Origin of the sequence: Haemophilus influenzae (assembly GCF_019703545.1) — a bacterium.
GTDB lineage: Bacteria > Pseudomonadota > Gammaproteobacteria > Enterobacterales > Pasteurellaceae > Haemophilus > Haemophilus influenzae_E.
The window spans coordinates 1,514,662-1,537,162 of the sequence record NZ_AP018771.1; the positions used below are offsets into that span (position 1 = coordinate 1,514,662).

Genomic DNA, 22,501 nt, shown 5'->3' on the forward strand with positions numbered 1-22,501 from the left:
TTTCTAAGGCATTAAGTCCTTTTCATTATTAACAATTCACTATATCATAGGCGTCTATTTTTATATGTCGCCCCTGCAGTCTTGCAGGTTTTATTTCTACTCAGTACCAAATCATTGGTGAAATTAGGGAGAAAACCAAAGCTAGTGGAAAATCAGCTTCAAAACAAGCCTATTATTGAGCTTCGTTCAATCAAAAAATCCTATGGTTCTAACACCATTATTAACGATTTCAATCTTACAATTAATAACGGTGAGTTTGTCACTATTCTTGGCCCCTCAGGCTGTGGTAAGACCACAGTTTTACGCTTACTAGCAGGCTTAGAAGAATTGGATTCAGGTAGCATTATTTTAGATGGTGAAGATATCACCAATGTGCCTGCGGAAAAACGTCATATTAATACGGTATTCCAAAGCTATGCGCTATTTCCACATATGACAATTTTTGAGAACGTGGCTTTCGGTTTGCGTATGCAAAAAGTACCAAACGAGGAAATTAAACCGCGTGTTTTAGAAGCCTTGCGTATGGTACAACTAGAAGAAATGGCTGATCGTAAGCCAACTCAACTTTCTGGCGGACAACAACAACGTATTGCCATCGCTCGTGCCGTAGTAAATAAACCAAAAGTGTTGTTACTTGATGAATCTTTATCTGCATTGGATTACAAATTGCGTAAACAAATGCAACAAGAACTCAAAATGTTACAACGTCAGCTTGGCATTACCTTTATTTTCGTCACCCACGATCAAGAAGAAGCGATTACAATGTCTGATCGTATTGTATTATTGCGTAAAGGTAAAATTGCACAGGATGGTTCTCCACGTGAAATCTATGAAGATCCAGCTAACTTATTCGTTGCTCGTTTCATTGGCGAAATTAACGTATTTGAAGCCACTGTGATTGAACGAAAATCAGAACAAGTTGTACTGGCAAATGTTGAAGGTCGTATTTGTGATATTTATACGGATATGCCTGTGGAAAAAGATCAAAAACTTCAAGTACTCCTTCGCCCTGAAGATATTGTGATTGAAGAATTAGATGAAAATGAACATTCTAAAGCAATTATCGGTCATATTATTGACCGCACTTATAAAGGAATGACATTAGAATCAACGGTAGAGTTTGATCATAACGGAATGCGTGTCCTTGTAAGTGAATTCTTTAATGAAGATGATCCACATATGGATCATAGCATAGGACAACGCGTAGGTATCACATGGCACGAAGGCTGGGAGGTTGTACTCAACGATGAAGATAATCAATAATAAATTCCAGAAAATTACTGTTGCGATTATCTTCAGTTGGCTAATCTTCTTTGTGCTGATTCCAAACTTATTGGTACTTGCCGTAAGTTTTCTGACTCGAGATGGTAGCAACTTTTATGCATTCCCAATTACTATTGAAAACTATACAAACTTGTTTAATCCGCTTTATGCACAAGTTGTGTGGAATTCATTGTCTATGTCGGGCATCGCCACCATTATTTGCTTACTAATAGGTTATCCATTTGCTTTTATGATGAGTAAAATTCATCCTAAATATCGACCGCTCTTATTGTTCCTTGTGGTTTTACCATTTTGGACAAACTCGTTAATTCGTATTTATGGAATGAAAGTGTTTCTTGGCGTGAAAGGCATACTTAACACGATGTTAATTGATATGGGAATTTTGAGTGCGCCAATTCGTATTTTGAATACCGAAATTGCGGTAATCATTGGCTTAGTTTATTTACTATTGCCATTTATGATTTTGCCACTCTACTCTGCCATTGAAAAACTAGATAATCGTTTATTAGAAGCAGCACGAGATTTAGGCGCAAATACATTCCAACGTTTCTTCCGAGTGATTTTACCATTAACTATGCCAGGCATTATCGCGGGTTGTTTATTGGTATTATTGCCAGCAATGGGAATGTTTTATGTAGCAGACCTACTCGGTGGAGCAAAAGTCTTGCTTGTTGGTAACGTAATTAAGAGCGAATTCTTAATTTCTCGTAACTGGCCATTTGGTTCTGCAGTCAGTATTGGTTTAACTGTTCTAATGGCATTGTTGATTTTCGTGTACTACCGCGCGAATAAACTATTGAATAGGAAAGTGGAGTTAGAATAATGAGTCGTTTACTACGTAATGCATTTATGTTTGTGGTATACGCTTATTTGTATATCCCAATTATTATTTTAGTCACTAATTCCTTTAACAAAGATCGTTATGGTTTGAGTTGGAAAGGTTTTAGCTGGAACTGGTACGAGCGTTTATTTAATAACGACACCTTAATACAAGCTGCGATTCATTCGGTAACTATTGCATTTTTTGCGGCTACCCTAGCTACTATTGTAGGTGGATTAACTGCAATCGCACTTTATCGCTATCGATTCCGCGGTAAACAAGCAGTAAGCGGTATGCTATTTATCGTTATGATGTCTCCAGATATTGTAATGGCAGTATCTTTACTTGCATTATTTATGGTTGTGGGTATTTCATTGGGCTTCTGGTCTTTACTACTTGCCCACGTAACTTTCTGTTTACCGTATGTGACCGTAACTATCTTCTCTCGCTTAAATGGCTTTGATTCCAGAATGTTAGAAGCGGCGAAAGACTTAGGTGCAAGCGAAGTGACTATTTTACGTAAAATTATCCTTCCTTTAGCATTACCTGCAGTTGTATCTGGTTGGTTATTAAGTTTCACTATTTCATTAGATGATGTTGTGGTTTCATCATTTGTCAGTGGTGTAAGTTATGAAATCTTACCATTGAGAATATTCTCTCTAGTGAAAACTGGTGTAACACCTGAAGTTAATGCTTTAGCAACGATTATGATCGTGCTTTCATTAGCTCTTGTCGTTTTAAGCCAGCTAATTACACGAAAAAATAACCATTAATTAACAAAAGGTTTCACAAACCTTTGAATTTAAAATAGAATACGCCTTGACGCACAATCAAGGCGTTTTTTTATGCCTGTCATTCGGCAGGTGGTTTTTTACGACTCTTTAACAGGAGAACAAACAAAAATGAAAAAATTTGCAGGTTTAATTACTGCCAGCTTCGTAGCTGCAACTTTAACCGCTTGCAACGATAAAGATGCTAAGCAAGAAACTGCAAAAGCTACGGCTGCTGCTAATGACACTGTGTATCTCTACACTTGGACAGAATATGTACCAGATGGTCTTTTAGATGAGTTTACTAAAGAAACTGGCATCAAAGTTATCGTTTCAAGCCTAGAATCAAACGAAACAATGTACGCTAAACTCAAAACTCAAGGCGAGTCTGGTGGCTATGATGTTATCGCACCTTCTAACTACTTCGTTTCTAAAATGGCACGCGAAGGAATGTTAAAAGAACTTGATCACAGCAAATTACCTGTTCTTAAAGAATTAGATCCTGATTGGCTCAATAAACCTTATGATAAAGGTAACAAATACTCTCTTCCGCAACTTTTAGGTGCGCCGGGTATCGCATTCAATACCAACACTTACAAAGGCGAACAATTCACTTCTTGGGCAGACTTATGGAAACCTGAATTTGCAAACAAAGTTCAATTATTAGACGATGCGCGTGAAGTATTCAACATCGCTTTATTGAAAATTGGTCAAGATCCAAATACTCAAGATCCAGCCATTATCAAACAAGCCTATGAAGAATTATTGAAATTACGTCCAAATGTACTTTCTTTCAATTCCGATAACCCAGCTAACTCGTTCATCTCAGGCGAAGTGGAAGTGGGTCAATTATGGAATGGTTCGGTACGTATTGCTAAAAAAGAAAAAGCACCTTTAAATATGGTATTCCCAAAAGAGGGTCCTGTACTTTGGGTTGATACTCTTGCAATTCCTGCAACAGCTAAAAATTCTGAAGGCGCACACAAGCTGATTAACTACATGTTAGGGAAAAAAACAGCTGAAAAATTAACCTTAGCTATCGGTTACCCAACCTCAAATATTGAAGCGAAAAAAGCATTACCAAAAGAAATCACTGAAGATCCAGCGATTTATCCGTCAGCTGATATATTAAAAAATAGTCACTGGCAAGATGACGTTGGCGATGCAATTCAATTCTATGAACAATATTATCAAGAATTAAAAGCAGCAAAATAATTGGTCAATTAGCAAAGAATTAAAATATGATTCTGTGCAATATTTCCTCTAAATAAAAACGCCCTTTCGGGCGTTATTTTTTAAGCTTTACCGTCAGCCAAATTTTTCTTTTCTTCTAATTCTTCCCAGCGTAAAAATGCTGTTTCTAATTCGGCTTCAGTATCCGCCAATGCTTTTAATTTAGCGTCGGTAATATCGTGAGCTTGTTGGAAAAATGCTGGATCGGCTATTTCAGCTTGAAGTGTGGTGATTTTAGTTTCTAATTCTTCCAAAAGTTGTGGAAGTTGCTCTAGCTCTCGTTGTTCTTTATAAGAAAGTTTCACGGATTTCGGCTTAGAAGTGCGGTCATTTTTCACCGCACTTTCTTCTTTTAGTGGTTCAGATTTCTTCGCTTTAGCCTGCTCTTCCACTGCTTTGCTTGCCCAGAAATTGGCTTGTTGCTGTTTCGCATCAAAGAATCCACCCACATACTTATTCAAACGCCCTTCACCTTCGAATAAATAACATTCTGTCGCAGTATTATCGATAAATTGACGGTCGTGGCTCACAATTAACAATGTGCCTTGATAATCCGTCAAAATTTCTTCTAAAAGCTCCAATGTTTCTACATCAAGGTCATTGGTTGGTTCGTCAAGAATCAATAAATTATTTGGTTTGAGTAATAATTTTGCGAGTAATAAACGATTTCGTTCTCCCCCCGATAAGGCTTTAACTGACGTTCCTCACGCATCGCTTTTAATGCTCGCACTCGCCCTTCATTTCTTGTACGGCGAGCCTTGATACCTTGGCGAATCCACACTTCTTCCTGTGCAAGTCGTTTATCAAATAATTCATTTTGCAAGGCTTCAACGCGTAGATTTTCTTCTTTCGTAGTTAAATATAAATCGTAATTGCCTAGATAAGACCGCAATTGACCACGATCTAAATCCACAATGCGTGTTGCCATTTTGCGAATAAAAGAACGGTTATGGGAAATAAATACAATACTACCTTGGAAATCCAGTAAGAAATTTTCCAACCATTCAATAGCTTCCACATCCAAGTGGTTGGTTCATCAAGTAATAACACATCAGGATCGCATACCAATGCACGTGCTAGTGCCGCTTTGCGTAACCAACCGCCCGAAAGTGCGGATAATTTTGTGGTTCGATTTTGCATTATATTGCAGAAATTAGAAACGAATGTGGTAGTTATGCTTCTCACGGTCAAGATATAGAACACAAACAAATAAGTAGTGATCTTGCTTTATTTGTACTTCATTCAACCAATGCAATTTTAGGATTTATTCTACACTTTTACATTGCTACAAATGATTACCGTAGAAGTGAAAGGATACAATATGAAGATAATCAAAGAATCAACGAATTAATTGATTAGGCGTATGAAATGGAAACAATATATAAAATTTCATATTCACAAGCATTATTTGCTCAAGATCCTGATACCTATAGAGAAATGGTATTGGAGTTTGAGCAAATAGAATATGAACGGTTGATGGACACTCTCTAATTTCTTACAAGGTTCATTTCACTTCTGCCAAATCTCCCCTACCCCTCTTTGCTAAAGAGGGGGACTATTTGGAATGTTTAGCTGCAAGCGGTCGAATTAACAGAAAAATTATTCATGAAAACACCTAAACTAAAACTACGCTCAAGACCATTCCCCTCTTTTGTAAAGAGGGGTTAGGGGAGATTTAAACCATACACTAAGGAACTCATCATGCTCAACGAAAACGACATCGAACAACTCACTCTTCAACGCCTGAAATCCCTCGGTTGGGAATATCGCTACGGTAAAGATTTGCCTGTTCATTAGATAACTGAGTTAGATCCTGTTGCAAGATCGATGATGCGGAAAATTAACGCGGTAGGTTTCACAATATACTGGCTCTAACTCAATGGAAAGTAACTGGCGAAATCCAGCATAATCAAATCCTAGAGAAAGACCGCCAGCACCAGAAAATAAATCGAGATAAGTTAATGACATATAAAATTAAAATAATAAAAAACGAGAGATATTGTATTTCAGATAGAGCCTTTAACAAGCAACCAAGCTTACTTAAAAAACACTAAACTAATTTTAATCCACGAAACTGTGGATAACCATCTGGTTATATCCCACTTCCCATTATATTTCGTTGTTTTTTATGATAAACAAGTTGTCCCCAACCTTTCACTTAATCTTTCAATAATTTAATTTTTTCAATCACATTTGTTGTTGAACAACCATTTTCAAAGTTTAGCACTTTAACATCGCCACCGTTTGCCCACACTTCTTTACTGCCTGCAATCTCTTCGGGTTTGTAATCGCCGCCTTTGACTAAAAGATCTGGTAGAATTTCGCCGATTAAACGTTGTGGTGTATCTTCAGTGAAAGGCACCAACCAGTCCACGGATGCCAAACCAGCCAATACCGCCATACGGTTTTCAAGATTATTAATTGGACGACTTTCGCCTTTTAAGCGTTTAACAGAATCGTCGCTGTTTACCGCAACAATTAGACGATCGCCCAATTTGCGTGCATTTTCTAAATAAGAAATATGCCCTGGATGCAAAATATCAAAACAGCCATTAGTCATCACAATTTTTTCACCGCGCGCTTTAGCTTGTGCGACAGCATCTTTTAATTCTGCTTCACTCATAATGCCAAATCCAGTTTCAGGACGAGCATGAATCGCATTTTCAAGTTCCACGGTCGAAACCGTTGAAGTCCCCAATTTACCCACCACAATTCCAGCGGCTACATTGGCTAGGTAACAAGATTCCTCAAAAGAACGTCCATCTGCTAATGCGGTTGCTAATACGCTAATGACAGTGTCACCGGCTCCCGTCACATCAAACACTTCTTTTGCAACGGTTGGCAAATGATAAGGCTCTTGATTTGGGCGTAATAATGTCATGCCTTTTTCAGAACGCGTTACCAAAAGTGCGGTTAATTCAATATCAGAAATTAATTTTAAACCCTTCTTAATAATTTCTTCTTCTGTATTACATTTACCCACAACGGCTTCAAATTCAGACATATTGGGTGTCAATAATGTAGCCCCACGATAACGTTCAAAATCAGTTCCCTTTGGATCGATCAACACAGGCACATTCGCTTTGCGTGCAATTTGAATCATTTTCTGAACATCTTTAAGCGTGCCTTTGCCGTAATCAGAAAGAATCAAAGCACCGTAATTTTTCACCGCACTTTCTAACTTCGCTAATAAATCCTTGCAATCTACATTATTGAAATCTTCTTCAAAATCAAGGCGGAGCAGCTGTTGGTGACGAGATAAAATACGTAATTTAGTAATAGTTGGATGGGTTTCTAATGCAACAAAATTACAATCAATTTTTTGTTTTTCTAATAAGAGGGAAAGTGCAGAACCAGTTTCATCTTGTCCAATCAATCCCATTAACTGAACGGGTACATTGAGTGAAGCAATATTCATCGCCACATTTGCAGCCCCACCCGCGCGCTCTTCATTTTCTTGTACACGAACCACTGGCACTGGTGCTTCTGGTGAAATACGGTTGGTTGCGCCGAACCAATAACGATCAAGCATCACATCGCCTAATACAAGTACTTTTGCTTGCTTAAATTCTGCTGAATATTGAGCCATTTTAAAATCTCTCTATTTGAATAACCAAAATTGTGGCAATTTTACCACAACTCAAATTTACGATAAACTACGCCCCTAACTTACGTGGAAAGAACAATGAAAAACGAAAAACTCCCTCAATTTCAACCGCACTTTTTAGCCCCAAAATACTGGCTTTTTTGGTTAGGCGTGGCAATTTGGCGAAGTATTTTATGTCTTCCCTATCCTATTTTGCGCCATATTGGTCATGGTCTCGGTTGGCTGTTTTCACATTTAAAAGTGGGTAAACGTCGAGCAGCCATTGCACGTCGTAATCTTGAACTTTGTTTTCCTGATATGTCTGAAAACGACCGTGAGGCGATTTTGCAAGAAAATCTCCGCTCTGTAGGCATGGCAATTATCGAAACTGGCATGGCTTGGTTTTGGTCGGATTCACGTATCAAAAAATGGTCAAAAGTTGAAGGCTTACATTATCTAAAAGAAAATCAAAAAGATGGAATTGTTCTCGTTGGTGTTCATTTCTTAACGCTAGAACTTGGCGCGCGCATTCTTGGTTTGCATCATCCCGGCATTGGCGTTTATCGTCCAAATGATAATCCTTTGCTTGATTGGCTACAAACGCAAGGTCGTTTACGCTCTAATAAAGATATGCTTGATCGTAAAGATTTACGCGGAATGATCAAAGCTTTACGCCACGAAGAAACCATTTGGTATGCACCAGATCACGATTACGGCAGAAAAAATGCTGTTTTTGTACCATTTTTTGCAGTGCCCGATGCTTGCACAACCACTGGTAGTTATTATTTATTGAAATCCTCACAAAACAGCAAAGTGATTCCATTTGCGCCATTACGCAATAAAGATGGTTCAGGCTATACCGTGAGTATTTCAGCACCTGTTGATTTTATGGATTTACAGGATGAAACGGCGATTGCTACGCGAATGAATCAAATCGTTGAAAAGGAAATCATGAAGGGCATATCACAATATATGTGGCTACATCGTCGTTTTAAAACACGCCCCGATGAAAATACGCCTAGTTTATACGATTAAAAGTGCGGTCGAATATCACCGCACTTTTTGATAGAATTTTCTCAAATTTAAAAATTAACGACTCATCTAACCATGACAACCAATTATTCAGCTCAAGAAATTACCGTTCTTAAAGATCTCGAACCAGTGCAAATTCGCCCTGGTATGTATACAGACACAACTCGTCCTAATCATTTAGCACAAGAAGTTATTGATAACAGCGTAGATGAAGCCCTTGCGGGTTTTGCCACAAAAATTGAAGTAATTTTACACCCTGATCAATCCATTGAAGTCACAGACAATGGTCGCGGTATGCCTGTGGATATTCATCCTACGGAAGGCGTTTCCGGCGTAGAGGTGATCCTGACTAAACTGCATGCGGGTGGTAAATTCTCCAATAAAAATTATGAATTTGCGGGTGGTTTACACGGTGTGGGGATTTCTGTGGTGAATGCGCTTTCTGAACGCGTAGATATTCAAGTCAAACGCAATGGGGAAGTATATAAAATTGCCTTTGAAAACGGCAGTAAAGTAGAAGAATTGGAAGTTATTGGGACTTGTGGCAGACGCACAACGGGAACAACCGTTCACTTCAAACCGAATCCAAAATATTTTGACAGTGCAAAATTTTCCGTTAGCCGCTTACGCCATTTGTTAAGAGCGAAAGCGGTACTCTGCTCAGGGCTTGAAATCAAATTCATTGATAAAGTAAACAATACTCAAGATATTTGGTTATATGAAGATGGGCTTTCCGATTACCTTATCGAAGCAGTAAATGGCTTTGAAACCCTTCCCAAAAAACCATTTGTTGGCGAATTTAAAGGAACAAATGAAGCGGTTAGCTGGGCATTACTTTGGTTGCCAGAAGGTGGCGAACTGATTGGCGAAAGCTATGTAAACTTAATTCCAACAATTCAAGGCGGAACACATGTTAATGGCCTACGTCAAGGTTTATTAGATGCCATTCGTGAATTTTGCGAATTTAGAAATCTATTACCACGCGGGGTAAAACTTACCGCTGATGATATTTGGGAGCGTTGTTCTTACATTCTTTCCCTTAAAATGCAAGATGCACAATTCGCAGGGCAAACTAAAGAACGCTTATCATCACGCCAAAGTGCGGTGTTTGTCAGCGGTGTTTTAAAAGATGCGTTCAGTCTATGGCTAAACCAAAATGTACAAGACGCTGAAAAATTAGCAGAAATTGCCATTAGTTCTGCACAACGCCGATTACGTGCGGCTAAAAAAGTCGTACGTAAAAAACTTGTTAGTGGCCCAGCATTACCAGGAAAATTAGCAGATTGTGGCTCACAGGATTTAGAAAAAACAGAATTATTTTTAGTGGAGGGCGACTCTGCGGGCGGTTCAGCAAAACAAGCGCGTGATCGCGAATATCAAGCGATTTTGCCGTTACGTGGGAAAATCTTAAACACATGGGAAGTTTCCCCTGATCAAGTATTAGGTTCAACAGAAATTCACGATATTGCCGTTGCTCTAGGCATCGACCCTGACAGCAATGATTTATCACAACTTCGCTATGGTAAAGTCTGTATTCTCGCAGATGCTGATTCCGATGGACTGCATATTGCTACTCTACTCTGCGCCTTGTTCTTACGCCATTTTCCGAAATTGGTACAAGACGGTCACGTTTATGTAGCAATGCCACCGCTTTATCGTATTGACTTAAATAAGGAAGTCTTCTACGCATTAGATGAAAATGAAAAAGAGGCAATTTTAGATCGGTTAAAAAATAAAAAAGGCAAACCGAATGTTCAACGTTTTAAAGGTTTAGGCGAAATGAATCCATCACAATTGCGTGAAACAACAATGGATCCTAATACTCGTCGTCTCGTTCAATTAACTTATGATTTAGGGGAAGATCAAGGCTCAGATACATTAGAACTGATGGATATGTTATTAGCGAAAAAACGTTCCGAAGACCGTAAAAATTGGTTGCAAGCGAAAGGCGATCAGGTTGATTTATCTGTTTAGACTAAATTAATCTCAGCAAATCCGAATTTTAATAAATTAAGAATATATCAATTAACAGAAACAAAAATGACAAATATCAACTATGAAGGCATTGAGCAAATGCCTCTACGCACCTTCACTGAAAAGGCTTATCTCAACTATTCTATGTATGTCATCATGGATCGTGCGTTGCCTTTTATCGGTGATGGTTTAAAACCCGTTCAACGTCGTATTGTATATGCGATGTCTGAACTTGGCTTAAATGCCACGGCAAAATACAAAAAATCTGCTCGTACCGTCGGTGATGTACTCGGTAAATTCCATCCACATGGTGACAGCGCTTGTTATGAAGCAATGGTGTTAATGGCACAACCCTTCTCTTATCGTTATCCGCTTGTAGATGGTCAAGGTAACTGGGGGGCGCCAGATGATCCAAAATCCTTCGCAGCCATGCGTTATACGGAATCTCGCCTATCTAAAATCTCTGAAATCTTGTTGAATGAACTCGGACAAGGAACAGTAGATTATCAACCAAACTTTGATGGAACCTTAGCTGAACCACAATATTTACCTGCTCGTTTACCGCATATTTTATTGAACGGCACAACTGGTATTGCGGTGGGTATGGCGACAGATATTCCACCACACAATATTAACGAAATTGCTGATGCGGCAGTAATGTTGCTAGATAATCCTAAAGCGAGATTAGATGATGTACTTGAAATTGTTCAAGGCCCAGATTTTCCAACAGAAGCTGAAATTATTTCGCCAAAATCAGAAATTCGTAAAATTTATGAGCAAGGTCGTGGCTCAATAAAAATGCGTGCAACTTGGAAAAAAGAAGACGGCGAGATCATTATTTCTGCACTTCCACATCAATCTTCGCCCTCAAAAGTTATTGCACAAATAGCCGATCAAATGACGGCAAAAAAACTGCCAATGCTAGAAGATATTCGAGATGAAGCCGATCACGAAAACCCAATTAGAATTGTACTAGTCCCTCGCTCAAATCGAGTCGATACTGATGCCTTAATGGCACATTTATTTGCTACAACAGATCTTGAAAAAAGCTACCGTGTAAATATGAATATGATCGGGCTTGATCATAAACCTGCGGTAAAAGGCTTATTAGAAATCTTAAATGAATGGCTCACTTTCCGTCGCACAACGGTCACTCGTCGCCTTCAATATCGCCTAGATAAAGTGCTCTCTCGCTTGCATATTTTAGAAGGCTTGATGATAGCCTTTTTAAATATTGATGAAGTTATCGAAATTATACGCCACGAAGATGATCCAAAAGCAGAGCTTATGGCACGCTTTAATTTAAGCGATGAACAAGCCGATGCCATTTTAAATTTACGCTTACGTCATTTAGCGAAATTAGAAGAAAACCAACTCAAAGCAGAACAAGATGAACTTGAAAAAGAGCGGTTAAATTTAGAAGCAATTTTAGGATCAGAACGCCGTTTGAATACGCTTATCAAAAAAGAAATTCAAGAAGATGCGAAAAAATATGCCAGTCCACGTATGTCTCAACTGGTCGAACGTGAAGAAGCCAAAATGATCTCTGAAAGTGATATGACGCCAGCAGAACCAGTTACTGTCATCTTATCAGAAATGGGCTGGGTACGTTGTGCAAAAGGACACGATATTGATCCTAAATCATTAAGCTACAAAGCTGGCGATAGCTATCTAGCTCACGCTTGTGGCAAAAGTAATCAAGCCGTTGTATTCATTGATAGCACGGGGCGGAGTTATGCACTCGATCCGCTTTCATTGCCTTCCGCTCGCTCCCAAGGCGAACCACTTACAGGTAAACTCAATTTACCCACTGGTGCGACCATTGAATATGTTGTAATGGCCAGCGAACAGCAAGAATTATTGATGGCTTCTGATGCGGGATATGGTTTTATTTGTAAATTTGAAGATTTAATTGCACGTAACAAGACTGGAAAAGCCTTGATTTCTTTACCAGAAAATGCCAAAGTGTTGAAGCCTAAAACATTGATAAATTCTACCGCACTTGTTGTCGCAATCACATCAGCAGGCAGAATGTTGATTTTTCCAGCACAGGATTTACCGGTATTATCAAAAGGTAAAGGCAATAAAATGATCACTATTCCCGCAGCGAATGCAAAAGATCGTAGCGAACTATTGACAAAATTATTGCTTATTTCAGATCAAGCAAGTCTTGAATTTTATTCTGGAAAACGAAAAATTGTATTAAAACCAGAAGATCTGCAAAAGTTCCGCGCAGAACGAGGCAGAAAAGGTTCGACATTACCACGTGGATTACATACCAATCTTGAAATTATGGTAATCGAGCCGTAACACAACACATCACTTAAACATAACATAGGGAGATCCAATTTATGAGCTATACTTTTAGCACGTATGAAACCCTTGCATTAGCAAGCTTAGTTTTGCTATTGGGCTATTTTTTGGTTAAACGCATTAATGTATTAAAAACATTTAACATTCCAGAGCCAGTTGTTGGTGGCTTTATTGTTGCCATTGGTCTTTTAATTTGGCACAAAATTGATGGAACATCCTTTAACTTCGATAAAAATCTACAAACCACAATGATGTTAGTGTTTTTTACTTCTATCGGTTTAAGTGCTAACTTTTCCCGTCTAATTAAAGGCGGAAGGCCACTCGTTGTATTTTTATTCATTGCTGCATTATTAATCTTAGGACAAAACGTTATTGGCATTGCAAGCTCAATGGCATTAGGAATCCATCCCGCTTATGGTTTACTTGCAGGTTCAGTAACCTTAACAGGTGGTCACGGCACTGGAGCTGCTTGGGCGGATACATTTGCACATCAATTTAATCTACAAGGTGCAACTGAAATTGCCATTGCCTGTGCAACTTTCGGTTTAGTATTCGGTGGTATCATCGGTGGTCCTGTCGCTCGTTTCTTATTAAATCGCCAAAAACAAGGCGAAAATCCTGAAAATGATGAAGTTGATGACATTCAAGAAGCATTTGAACACCCAACTTATAAACGTAAAATTACTGCACGTTCATTAATTGAAACAATTGCAATGATTTCAGTATGTTTATTAATTGGTCAATATTTAGATGTGCAAACAAAAGGTACTGCACTCCAATTACCAACTTTCGTATGGTGTTTATTCACTGGTGTTATTGTCCGCAATATTTTAACCAACATTTTCCGTTTCCAAGTAGCAGAATCCGCTATTGACGTATTAGGTAGCGTAGGCTTATCCATCTTTTTAGCAATTGCTTTAATGTCATTAAGACTTTGGGAACTTGCAGGTTTAGCAATTGATGTATTAATTGTTCTTGCTATTCAAGTCGCATTTATGGCTGCCTTTGCAATTTTCATTACTTATCGAGCAATGGGTAAAGATTACGATGCCGTCGTATTAAGTGCTGGACACTGTGGTTTTGGTTTAGGCGCAACCCCAACAGCAATCGCTAATATGCAAGCTGTCACCAGCCGTTTTGGGCCATCGCACAAAGCATTTTTAATCGTTCCAATGGTCGGTGCATTCTTTATCGACTTAATCAACGCTGCGCTATTAAAAGTTTCATTTGCAGTTGTAAATATGCTCGCGTAAAGTGCGGTTGAAATTGACAATGTTTTAGAGAAATGCCTTTATCTTGAATTGATAAAGGCATTTATTTCAATATAATCAATTATTTCAGCTGCAATATCAATCCCACTTGTTTTTTCAATCATTTCTAAGCCTGGGCTTGCATTCACTTCTAAAACCAATAATCCATTTTTCGAACGAATTAAATCCACGCCAGCCACATCTAAACCGATAGCTTTTGTTGCTTGAATGGCTATCTGCTTTTCTTCATCGCTTAGGGTAATTTTTTCGGTTTTTCCGCCACGATGGCAATTCGCCCGAAACTCACCATTTTGCCCAATTCTCTGCATCGTTGCTACCACTTGATCACCCATCACAAAACAACGAATATCCGCATTGCCCGCTTCTTCGATAAAATCTTGTTGCAACATAGATATATTGGTTTGCTTAAAAGCTTCCATAATGCTCACCGCACTTTGTGGTTTTTCAGCTAAAATTACCCCAATTCCTTGTGAACCATTTAGCGTTTTTAAAATTGTCGGCGAACTGATATGAGGTATCGTCGCATGAGCTTGTACTTCACCGCCACTTAAAAGTGAATTGGGAACAGGAACACCAGCCTTCAGCAAAAGTTGCAAACTTTTCCATTTATCACGCGCATTTAAAAATGCCTGAGATGAATTTAAACAAAAAGTCCCTTTGCCTTCAAAATGCTGTAAGACTGAACATCCCATTTGCGTACTCGTTGTGCCAAATCGAGGCAAAACTGCATCATAATCAGGCAATAAATAAGGTTTCGACTCAGAATTTTCTTGATAAAAAATCTGAAAGTGCGGTGGATTTTGCGAGAGTTTTAAGAAACAGTGATTCGGATCTAAAATATCCATCTCATGCCCTTGATGTTTAGCCGCTTCTTTTAAGCGTTGGCAACTATAAAGACGAGGTTCTCGGCAAAGCATTAATAATTTCATAACATTTAATTTATTATCTACGATGTTCCTTATATTACACGAATAAAAACACTTTATGTAGACGATAAAAATCAGGTAGAATTGCCTAGAATTTTTAACTCAAAAAAGGAAATCTTATGTTCGTTGTTATTTTTGGTCGTCCTGGCTGCCCTTACTGTGTGCGTGCAAAAAACCTTGCTGAAAAATTAAAAGGCGAAGTTGCTGATTTTGACTATCGTTATGTGGATATTCACGCAGAAGGCATTACCAAAGAAGATTTATCAAAATCCGTCGGCAAACCAGTAGAAACCGTACCACAAATCTTTATTGATGAAAAACCAATCGGTGGTTGCACTGATTTTGAAGCATTAATGAAAGAACAATTTGGTATCGTTGCTTAATTTTTCTTTTTAATTTATACAAAAAAGCCACTTTCAAGCGAAAGTGGCTTTTTTCATAGAATCGTTTTAACCGTTATAACGTTTAAAAATTAATGTCGCATTTGTACCACCAAAACCAAAGCTATTTGACATGACAGTTTGTAATCCTGCATTTTCTTTCGTCTCAGTAACGATGTTGCAACCTTCAGCGGCTTCATCTAAGGTTTCGATATTAATACTTGGTGCAATAAAATCATTATCCAACATTAATAACGTGTAAATTGCTTCGTGTGCACCCGCCGCACCTAAAGAGTGACCAGTCATTGATTTAGTTGAAGAAATCGCTGGGATTTTGTCACCAAATACATTTTTGATTGCACCTAATTCTTTCACGTCACCTACTGGTGTAGATGTACCGTGTACATTGATGTAATCAATTGGGGTATCGACAGTTGCCATTGCTTGTTTCATACAACGCTCTGCACCTTCACCACTTGGTGCAACCATATCGTAACCATCAGAAGTTGCGCCATAACCTACAATTTCAGCGTAAATTTTTGCACCACGAGCAAGTGCGTGTTCTAATTCTTCCACAACCACAACAGCACCACCACCTGCAATAACGAAACCGTCACGATTTGCGTCATAAGCACGAGATGCTTTTTCTGGCGTTTCATTGTATTTAGTTGAAACTGCACCCATTGCATCAAACTCAGTAGCACATTCCCAAGATAATTCTTCTGCACCACCAGCAAAAACGATATCTTGTTTGCCTAATTGAATTAATTCAACCGCATGACCAATACAATGTGCAGAGGTTGCACAAGCAGAACTCATAGAATAATTCACACCACGAATTTTATAAGGTGTTGCTAAACAAGCTGAAACACTTGATGCCATGGTTTTCGTTACAGCGTAAGGACCAATCGCTTTTACACCGCGAGGGCCACGAACCGCATCACAAGCCACTAATTGATTATGTGCAGACCCCGTACCTGCGCCAATCACTAAGCCAGTACGATCATTAGAAACTTGATCTTCTGTTAAGCCTGCATCTTCAATCGCTTCACGCATAGAAAGATAAGCATAAGCCGCTGCATCACCCATAAAACGGAACACTTTACGATCAATGTGCTCGCTTGGGTTTAATTTGATTGTTCCGGCAACATGGCTACGCATATTCATTTCTACAAACTCAGGCACAACTTCAATACCTGATTTCCCTGCTTTTAATGAAGCCAATACTTCTTCTTTGTTGTTACCGATACTTGAAATAATCCCAAAGCCTGTAATTACAGTTCTTCTCATTGCTTCTTCCTTATTGTTTTATATGTAAAAATAACGACCCAAAATTACTACGAAATAAAAATATTTCAAGCAATAATTCATTTGTTCGACCAGTTCAGAAAATCGCGTTATTATACGCAAATTTCATTAGGCAAGAAAGGAATAAAAAATGACCTTTAGCGTCCAACATGCTGAGATTCACTTCAACCAAAACCATATTCCCGTCTCAGATCAATTCGATGATGTCTATTTTTCTAACGAAAATGGATTGGCAGAAACCGATTATGTTTTTCTACAAGGTAATCAACTTTGGGAACGTTGGATAACACACAAAGACGCTAATTTTGTCATCGCTGAAACAGGATTTGGTACAGGATTAAATTTCTTTGCGGCAACTCAATTGTTCCGTGAATTTCGCCAGCAACACGAGAATCATCCTTTAAAACGCCTAAATTTTATTTCCTTTGAAAAATATCCGCTAAAAATCACCGCACTTTTGCAAGCGCATCTTGCCTGTCCGCAGTTTGAAGATTTAAGCGCTCATTTGCAACGTTATTGGCCTTCATTGATTCTAGGTTGTCATCGTATTCATTTTGAAGAGACAACCTTAGATTTATGGTTTGGTGATGTCTCAGAAAACTTGCCACAACTTGGCGATTATATGAATGAACGTATTGATGCTTGGTTTTTAGATGGCTTTGCACCGAGTAAAAATCCTGAAATGTGGAATGATGATCTCTATAACTTAATGTTTCGTTTCACGAAACCCAATGGAACTTTTGCCACTTTCACCGCAGCAAGTGCAGTCAGAAAAGGACTTGAATCCGCAGGCTTTAACGTGACAAAACGTAAAGGCTTCGGCAAAAAGCGAGAATGTTTAAGTGGGTTAAAAATACAATCAAAATCTACCGCACTTTCAACACCTTGGTATCTTGCTCAGCCTGCGAAAATGGAAAAACAAGATGTCGCTATTATCGGCGGTGGTATTGCCTCTCTTTGTGCTGCCATTTCCTTAATAAAACGTGGGGCAAAAGTCACCATTTATTGTGAAGATGCCGCGCTTGCACTTAATGCCTCAGGCAATAAACAAGGTGCATTTTATCCGCAACTTAGCGATGATAATGCGCTCACCGTTGATTTTTACCTGCACGCTTTCAGTTACGGTCGCCAATTACTTGATTGGGCAATCGAACAAAACATAGCGTTTGAACACGAATTTTGTGGCGTGGCACTATGCGCTTACAACGAAAAAAGTGCGGTTAAATTAACAAAGATTTCTCAGCTTGGTTTGCCGAACGAAATCTTCCAAATGCTGAATGCTGAACAACTCAGTGAAAAAGTGGGATTACCGCTTAATTGCGAAGGCGGTTGGATTGAACAAGGGGCTTGGCTTGCACCAAGACAATTTGTTCAAAATGCCTTTTCATTTCTTGAAAAGCAGGGTGTCATCATTAAAACCGCACAAAAAATTACCGCACTTTCTCAAGAAGAAAAAGGTTGGGAACTAAAAAATATGCAAGGTCAAAAATACTGCCATGAAGTCGTCATTCTTGCGAACGGACATAAAATTACTGATTTTGTTCAAACAGAAAAGCTACCGCTCTACCCTATCCGCGGGCAAGTCAGCCAAATTCCAACATCAGAAAACTTACTCAAACTGAAATCTGTGCTTTGTTATGATGGCTATCTTACTCCAGCCAATCAATTAAAAACCTCACATTGCATCGGTGCAAGCCATGTTCGTGATAATGTTGATCGCCATTTTAGCGAACAAGAACAACAAGAAAACCAACAAAAACTCCAGCAAAATATCGCCCAACCTTGGACGCAAGATGTGGATACATCAGATAATCTTGCTCGTGTAGGCATTCGTTGCTCTGTAAGAGATCTTGCCCCAATGGTGGGAAACGTGCCTCATTTTGAACAGCAACAAGCGGATTATTACAATCTATTTAACCTCCGCCGCCGTAAACAACCTATTCAAAGTGCAGCCAATTTTCAGAATCTTTTCTTAACGGCAGCCTTAGGTTCTCGTGGGCTTACCTCTGCTCCACTCTTAGGTGAAACCTTAGCTTCAATCATTTATGGCGAGCCATTACCAATAAGCGAAGGCATATTACATAATCTTTCAGCTAACCGAGCTTGGGTAAAAAAGTGGTTGAAAGGTTCAAAAGTTGAATAAATTCATAAGATTCAGAGCCTTACAAAAATAACTTTAACGTGTTAAAATCAAACAAAATTTAAATATAAAAATGAATACAAAAATGCTATGCAATCAATCAATCAATCAATCAATCAATCAATCAATCAATCAATCAATCAATCAATCAATCAATCAATCAATCAATCAATCAATCAATCAATCAATCAAATTGTAGGATTTGTTAAAACTTGCTACAAGCCTGAGGAAGTATTTCATTTTCTTCATCAGCATTCCATTCCTTTTTCCTCTATTGGAGGAATGACCAATCAAAATGTTCTACTTAATATTTCTGGAGTTAAGTTTGTATTACGGATCCCTAATGCCGTAAATTTATCACTTATAAATCGAGAATATGAGGCATTCAATAATGCTCAGGCATATCGTGCTGGCTTGAATGTAGAAACTCCCGTATTAGATGCCAAAAGTGGCGTAAAACTGACTCGTTATTTAGAAAATAGTAAGCCGTTAAGTCAGATACAATTAAACGAACAAAGTTGTTTGTCTCAAGTTGTGAATAATTTATATCGTTTACACAATAGTGAATTTGTTTTTCGTAATGTATTTAGCGTATTCGATGAGTTTCGCCAATATTTTTCATTGCTAGAAAACAAATCCGCTTTTTATCAAGCTGATTCGAGAATGGATAAACTTTCAGCTGTATTTTGGCAATTTGAAGAAATCAATAAAGAGATAATTTTACGTCCGTGCCACAATGATTTAGTCCCTGAAAATATGTTATTACAAGATGATCGGCTATTTTTTATCGATTGGGAATATTCGGGCTTAAATGATCCGCTATTTGATATAGCTACTATCATTGAGGAAGCTCATTTATCGAAAGAAGCTGCTGATTTTCTATTAGAAACCTATTGCAATCAGACAAATAAATATCACAAGACAGAATTTCAAATCGCTCACAAACGGTTAAAAATCCATCGTTTTTGCCAAAATGTATTGTGGTTTTTATGGACAAAAGTAAAAGAAGAACACGGCGAGAATTTTGGCGATTATGCGTTAAAACGCTTAGACGCAGCATTTAAACTGTTAGAGGAATTGCCATAATGCGTGGCTATCTCTTTGGCATACTGTCCGCTGTATTTTGGGCATTATCTGGACTGTTGTATAATGAATTGCCATTAAGTGAATATACTGCGTTAGGGAAAGTAATTTCATTGCTTTTTTTAATTGATTTTTGCTCGTTATTAGTTATCGGCATCACATTATGGCGAAAAAGTGCGGTAGATTTTCAAGGTGTTTTTTGGCAACCTGCGTTATCTGGCGTATTAGGTGGACCAATAGGAATGTCTGCCTATTTATTAAGCATTCATTATTTAACAATCTATTATGCTGCACCGCTTTCATCTCTCTTTCCTGTTTTCGCTGCGTTAATGTCTTATTGGATTCTAAAAGAAAAAATTACCAAAACAGCCCAATTCGGATTCGCCTTGGCTATTATTTCTTCTTCGTTGCTTGCTATTGAAGTAGGACAAGAAATAACCTTTAATACTATCGGTTTTATTTTTTTAATAATTTGTATATTAGGGTGGTCATCTGAAATAGTGATATCCTCCTATACAATGCGTTCTCTCTCTGGACTTCAGGTGTATTTTTTAAGACTATGTGGTTCAACTATTGGTTATTTATTGATTCTATTTATTCTTTCCTTGAAAAATTTCTCACTAGATATACTTAGTTTTAATTATGTACAAATTGCTGGTGTAATAATCTTTGGGGCATTATCTTACTGCTGCTATTACCAAGCGATTTATCTGTTAAAACCAATCAAAGCAATGGCATTAAATATCACATATTCTGTATGGGCAATTGGACTTGGTTATCTGCTCTATAAACAGCCAATTAAGCCCATTACCTTACTACTCACCTTATTATTAAGTGCAGGAGTGATCGTTACACTTTATTACAAAGGGGAACAAAAATGAATGCAATTATTTTGGCTGCAGGCCTAGGCAGTCGTTTTAAAGACATCACACAAAGCACACATAAAGCATTGTTAGATATTCACGGCACACCTAACTTGGAACGAACACTGGCGTTTTTACAACAAGCGAATATTGATAAAATTGTCATTATTACTGGGCATTTGCACGAACAATTCGAGTATCTAAAGAAAAAATATGACTGCACCTTGATTTACAACGAAAAATATTGCGAATATAACAGCATTTATTCCTTTTCTCTGGCACAAGACTTCTTTAGTGATTGTTATGTTATTGATGCGGATGTTGTGCTCAATCGTAATATTTTTCTAACGAAGCCACCACACAGTACATATTTCACAGTCATCCGTTCTAAAACGCACAATGAATGGTTACCGATTTTAAATAGTAATGGGCAAGTAATACGTATTGAGATTGGATCATTAAACCAGCCTAGCTTGTCAGGGGTATCTTATTGGACAACTCGGGATTGCAATATTATTCTAAATTTGCTCAAAGAATATATAAATGAAGTGCGGTTAAAAAATCCAAAACTTTATTGGGACACCATTCCGATGGAATATATAGATAAATTAAATGTTCATACGGAGCAACTTAACCGTGATGATATATTTGAGATGGATAACCTTGATGATTATCAGCGTATTTTACAAAAATTGACACCAAACAAAGAAAAATAATGAAAAAATTGACTCTCAGAGAACAACAACTCGTTTGTCTCGATATCTTAGATTATTTCCACGCTCTATGTGAGAAACACCAAATTCACTATTCTCTTGGTGGTGGAACATTAATCGGTGCTATACGCCATAAAGGCTTTATCCCTTGGGACGACGATATTGATGTATATATGCACCGCGATGAATATCAAAAATTTGTTGATGTTTGGTTTCAAGAAACTCACGAATACTACAATATGGAAACGGCAGAAAATATACTTGCTCAATATACCGGTGAAATGGCAAAAATTTTCGATTGTCGCACTCAAATAACAGATGCTAAGGGAAGAAAAAGCCCAATGTTTATGGATATATTTATCTATGATGGCGTACCGAATGAACCAAAGATCATCTACCCACTGATGAAAAAGCATCGAAGAATTAAACTTCGATTTTCTTCTTGTAAGAAAAGATGGTTAAGATCAAAAGAAAATACTTTGCAAAGAACGATACTTGGTAAATTAAGCCACTTTTTATTTTCCAAAATGCAGAAAAATTTAGCACAATTCCAAATAAAATATCCGATAAAACAATGCGATTATATTGGTCTTGTATTATCTGACTACGGTGGTTGGCAAAAATCTTATATGCCGAAAGAATATTTTAATCACATTGTTTATAAAGAATTTGAGGGGAGACAATTTCAAGTAATGAATGGATATCACGAACACTTAACGCAATATTACGGCGACTATATGCAACTTCCCCCTGAAGAAGACCAAAAGCCACATCATATTCAAGAAGCGTATATTTTGTAAGCGAA

At 38.0% G+C, this 22,501-nt stretch carries 19 protein-coding genes and 2 pseudogenes; 16 read left to right on the forward strand and 5 right to left on the reverse strand.

The window, feature by feature from the left end:
• Nucleotides 1-144 precede the first annotated feature (144 nt).
• The 4 genes from potA to K6J66_RS07580 all read left to right on the forward strand — a co-directional run bounded on the left by potA (nt 145) and on the right by K6J66_RS07580 (nt 4,089).
• Nucleotides 145-1,263, forward strand: a complete 1,119-nt coding sequence (gene potA, locus K6J66_RS07565; protein WP_011962024.1) for a spermidine/putrescine ABC transporter ATP-binding protein PotA — start codon at nt 145-147, stop codon at nt 1,261-1,263.
• Nucleotides 1,247-2,107, forward strand: a complete 861-nt coding sequence (gene potB / locus K6J66_RS07570) for a spermidine/putrescine ABC transporter permease PotB (protein ID WP_005694014.1) — start codon at nt 1,247-1,249, stop codon at nt 2,105-2,107. Before potA ends, potB begins: the two co-directional genes overlap by 17 nt.
• Nucleotides 2,107-2,877, forward strand: coding sequence for a spermidine/putrescine ABC transporter permease PotC (gene potC / locus K6J66_RS07575; RefSeq protein WP_005650699.1), 771 nt, complete (start codon nt 2,107-2,109; stop codon nt 2,875-2,877). The genes potB and potC overlap by 1 nt, the downstream gene beginning before the upstream one ends.
• Before the next feature lie 129 nt (nt 2,878-3,006).
• Nucleotides 3,007-4,089, forward strand: coding sequence for an extracellular solute-binding protein (locus K6J66_RS07580; protein WP_005650701.1), 1,083 nt, complete (start codon nt 3,007-3,009; stop codon nt 4,087-4,089).
• An 80-nt stretch (nt 4,090-4,169) separates the two neighbouring features.
• On the opposite strand, the pseudogene K6J66_RS07585 reads toward K6J66_RS07580, so the two are convergent.
• Nucleotides 4,170-5,241: pseudogene (locus tag K6J66_RS07585) on the reverse strand (ATP-binding cassette domain-containing protein); the annotation flags it as partial.
• Nucleotides 5,242-5,475: 234 nt separating this feature from the next.
• Here K6J66_RS07585 and K6J66_RS09645 point away from each other — a divergent pair.
• Both K6J66_RS09645 and K6J66_RS09725 read left to right on the forward strand, forming a co-directional pair.
• On the forward strand, nt 5,476-5,598 hold the full coding sequence (locus K6J66_RS09645; protein ID WP_038439882.1) for a hypothetical protein: 123 nt from the start codon (nt 5,476-5,478) through the stop codon (nt 5,596-5,598).
• A 210-nt stretch (nt 5,599-5,808) separates the two neighbouring features.
• Nucleotides 5,809-5,901 (forward strand): annotated as a pseudogene (locus K6J66_RS09725) (type I restriction endonuclease); the annotation flags it as partial.
• A 12-nt stretch (nt 5,902-5,913) separates the two neighbouring features.
• Here K6J66_RS09725 and K6J66_RS07595 read toward each other — a convergent pair.
• Together K6J66_RS07595 and hldE are read right to left on the reverse strand one after the other, a co-directional pair.
• Nucleotides 5,914-6,075, reverse strand: coding sequence for a DNA cytosine methyltransferase (locus K6J66_RS07595; RefSeq protein WP_223877544.1), 162 nt, complete (start codon nt 6,073-6,075; stop codon nt 5,914-5,916).
• 190 nt (nt 6,076-6,265) lie between these two features.
• Complete coding sequence (gene hldE, locus K6J66_RS07600) at nt 6,266-7,696, reverse strand: bifunctional D-glycero-beta-D-manno-heptose-7-phosphate kinase/D-glycero-beta-D-manno-heptose 1-phosphate adenylyltransferase HldE (protein WP_038439883.1); 1,431 nt, start codon at nt 7,694-7,696, stop codon at nt 6,266-6,268.
• A 96-nt stretch (nt 7,697-7,792) separates the two neighbouring features.
• On the opposite strand from hldE, the gene htrB reads away from it, so the two are divergent.
• From htrB to gltS, 4 genes are all read left to right on the forward strand, one after another.
• On the forward strand, nt 7,793-8,728 hold the full coding sequence (gene htrB / locus K6J66_RS07605; RefSeq protein ID WP_038439884.1) for a lipid A biosynthesis lauroyl acyltransferase HtrB: 936 nt from the start codon (nt 7,793-7,795) through the stop codon (nt 8,726-8,728).
• Between the two features lie 72 nt (nt 8,729-8,800).
• Complete coding sequence (gene parE, locus K6J66_RS07610; RefSeq protein ID WP_038439889.1) at nt 8,801-10,699, forward strand: DNA topoisomerase IV subunit B; 1,899 nt, start codon at nt 8,801-8,803, stop codon at nt 10,697-10,699.
• Between the two features lie 66 nt (nt 10,700-10,765).
• Complete coding sequence (gene parC / locus K6J66_RS07615) at nt 10,766-13,009, forward strand: DNA topoisomerase IV subunit A (protein WP_038439891.1); 2,244 nt, start codon at nt 10,766-10,768, stop codon at nt 13,007-13,009.
• A 41-nt stretch (nt 13,010-13,050) separates the two neighbouring features.
• Nucleotides 13,051-14,265 carry a sodium/glutamate symporter gene (gene gltS / locus K6J66_RS07620; protein ID WP_005655130.1) on the forward strand — a complete coding sequence of 405 codons (1,215 nt, stop codon included), beginning with the start codon at nt 13,051-13,053 and terminating at the stop codon, nt 14,263-14,265.
• A gap of 38 nt (nt 14,266-14,303) precedes the next feature.
• Here gltS and K6J66_RS07625 read toward each other — a convergent pair whose 3' ends face one another.
• Nucleotides 14,304-15,212 (reverse strand): RimK family alpha-L-glutamate ligase, encoded by a 909-nt coding sequence (locus K6J66_RS07625; protein WP_038439893.1) that lies wholly within the window; start codon nt 15,210-15,212, stop codon nt 14,304-14,306.
• 116 nt (nt 15,213-15,328) lie between these two features.
• Here K6J66_RS07625 and K6J66_RS07630 point away from each other — a divergent pair, with 116 nt between their 5' ends.
• A complete protein-coding gene (locus tag K6J66_RS07630; protein ID WP_005628952.1) occupies nt 15,329-15,592 on the forward strand; it encodes a GrxA family glutaredoxin in 264 nt (87 codons plus the stop codon).
• A gap of 66 nt (nt 15,593-15,658) precedes the next feature.
• On the opposite strand, the gene fabB is transcribed toward K6J66_RS07630, so the two are convergent.
• Nucleotides 15,659-16,879, reverse strand: a complete 1,221-nt coding sequence (fabB, locus tag K6J66_RS07635; RefSeq protein ID WP_005655138.1) for a beta-ketoacyl-ACP synthase I — start codon at nt 16,877-16,879, stop codon at nt 15,659-15,661.
• A gap of 148 nt (nt 16,880-17,027) precedes the next feature.
• On the opposite strand from fabB, the gene mnmC reads away from it, so the two are divergent.
• From mnmC to K6J66_RS07660, 5 genes are all read left to right on the forward strand, one after another.
• On the forward strand, nt 17,028-19,040 hold the full coding sequence (gene mnmC, locus K6J66_RS07640; RefSeq protein ID WP_038439895.1) for a bifunctional tRNA (5-methylaminomethyl-2-thiouridine)(34)-methyltransferase MnmC2/FAD-dependent 5-carboxymethylaminomethyl-2-thiouridine(34) oxidoreductase MnmC1: 2,013 nt from the start codon (nt 17,028-17,030) through the stop codon (nt 19,038-19,040).
• 87 nt (nt 19,041-19,127) lie between these two features.
• On the forward strand, nt 19,128-20,123 hold the full coding sequence (gene licA / locus K6J66_RS07645) for a phosphorylcholine kinase LicA (RefSeq protein WP_042611419.1): 996 nt from the start codon (nt 19,128-19,130) through the stop codon (nt 20,121-20,123).
• Nucleotides 20,123-21,001 (forward strand): choline transport protein LicB, encoded by an 879-nt coding sequence (licB, locus tag K6J66_RS07650; RefSeq protein ID WP_005687794.1) that lies wholly within the window; start codon nt 20,123-20,125, stop codon nt 20,999-21,001. The genes licA and licB overlap by 1 nt, the downstream gene beginning before the upstream one ends.
• Nucleotides 20,998-21,699 carry an NTP transferase domain-containing protein gene (locus K6J66_RS07655; protein ID WP_038439896.1) on the forward strand — a complete coding sequence of 234 codons (702 nt, stop codon included), beginning with the start codon at nt 20,998-21,000 and terminating at the stop codon, nt 21,697-21,699. Before licB ends, K6J66_RS07655 begins: the two co-directional genes overlap by 4 nt.
• Entirely contained in the window at nt 21,699-22,496 is a 798-nt protein-coding gene (locus K6J66_RS07660) for a LicD family protein (protein ID WP_038439900.1), read from the forward strand. The genes K6J66_RS07655 and K6J66_RS07660 overlap by 1 nt, the downstream gene beginning before the upstream one ends.
• Nucleotides 22,497-22,501: the final 5 nt, after the last annotated feature.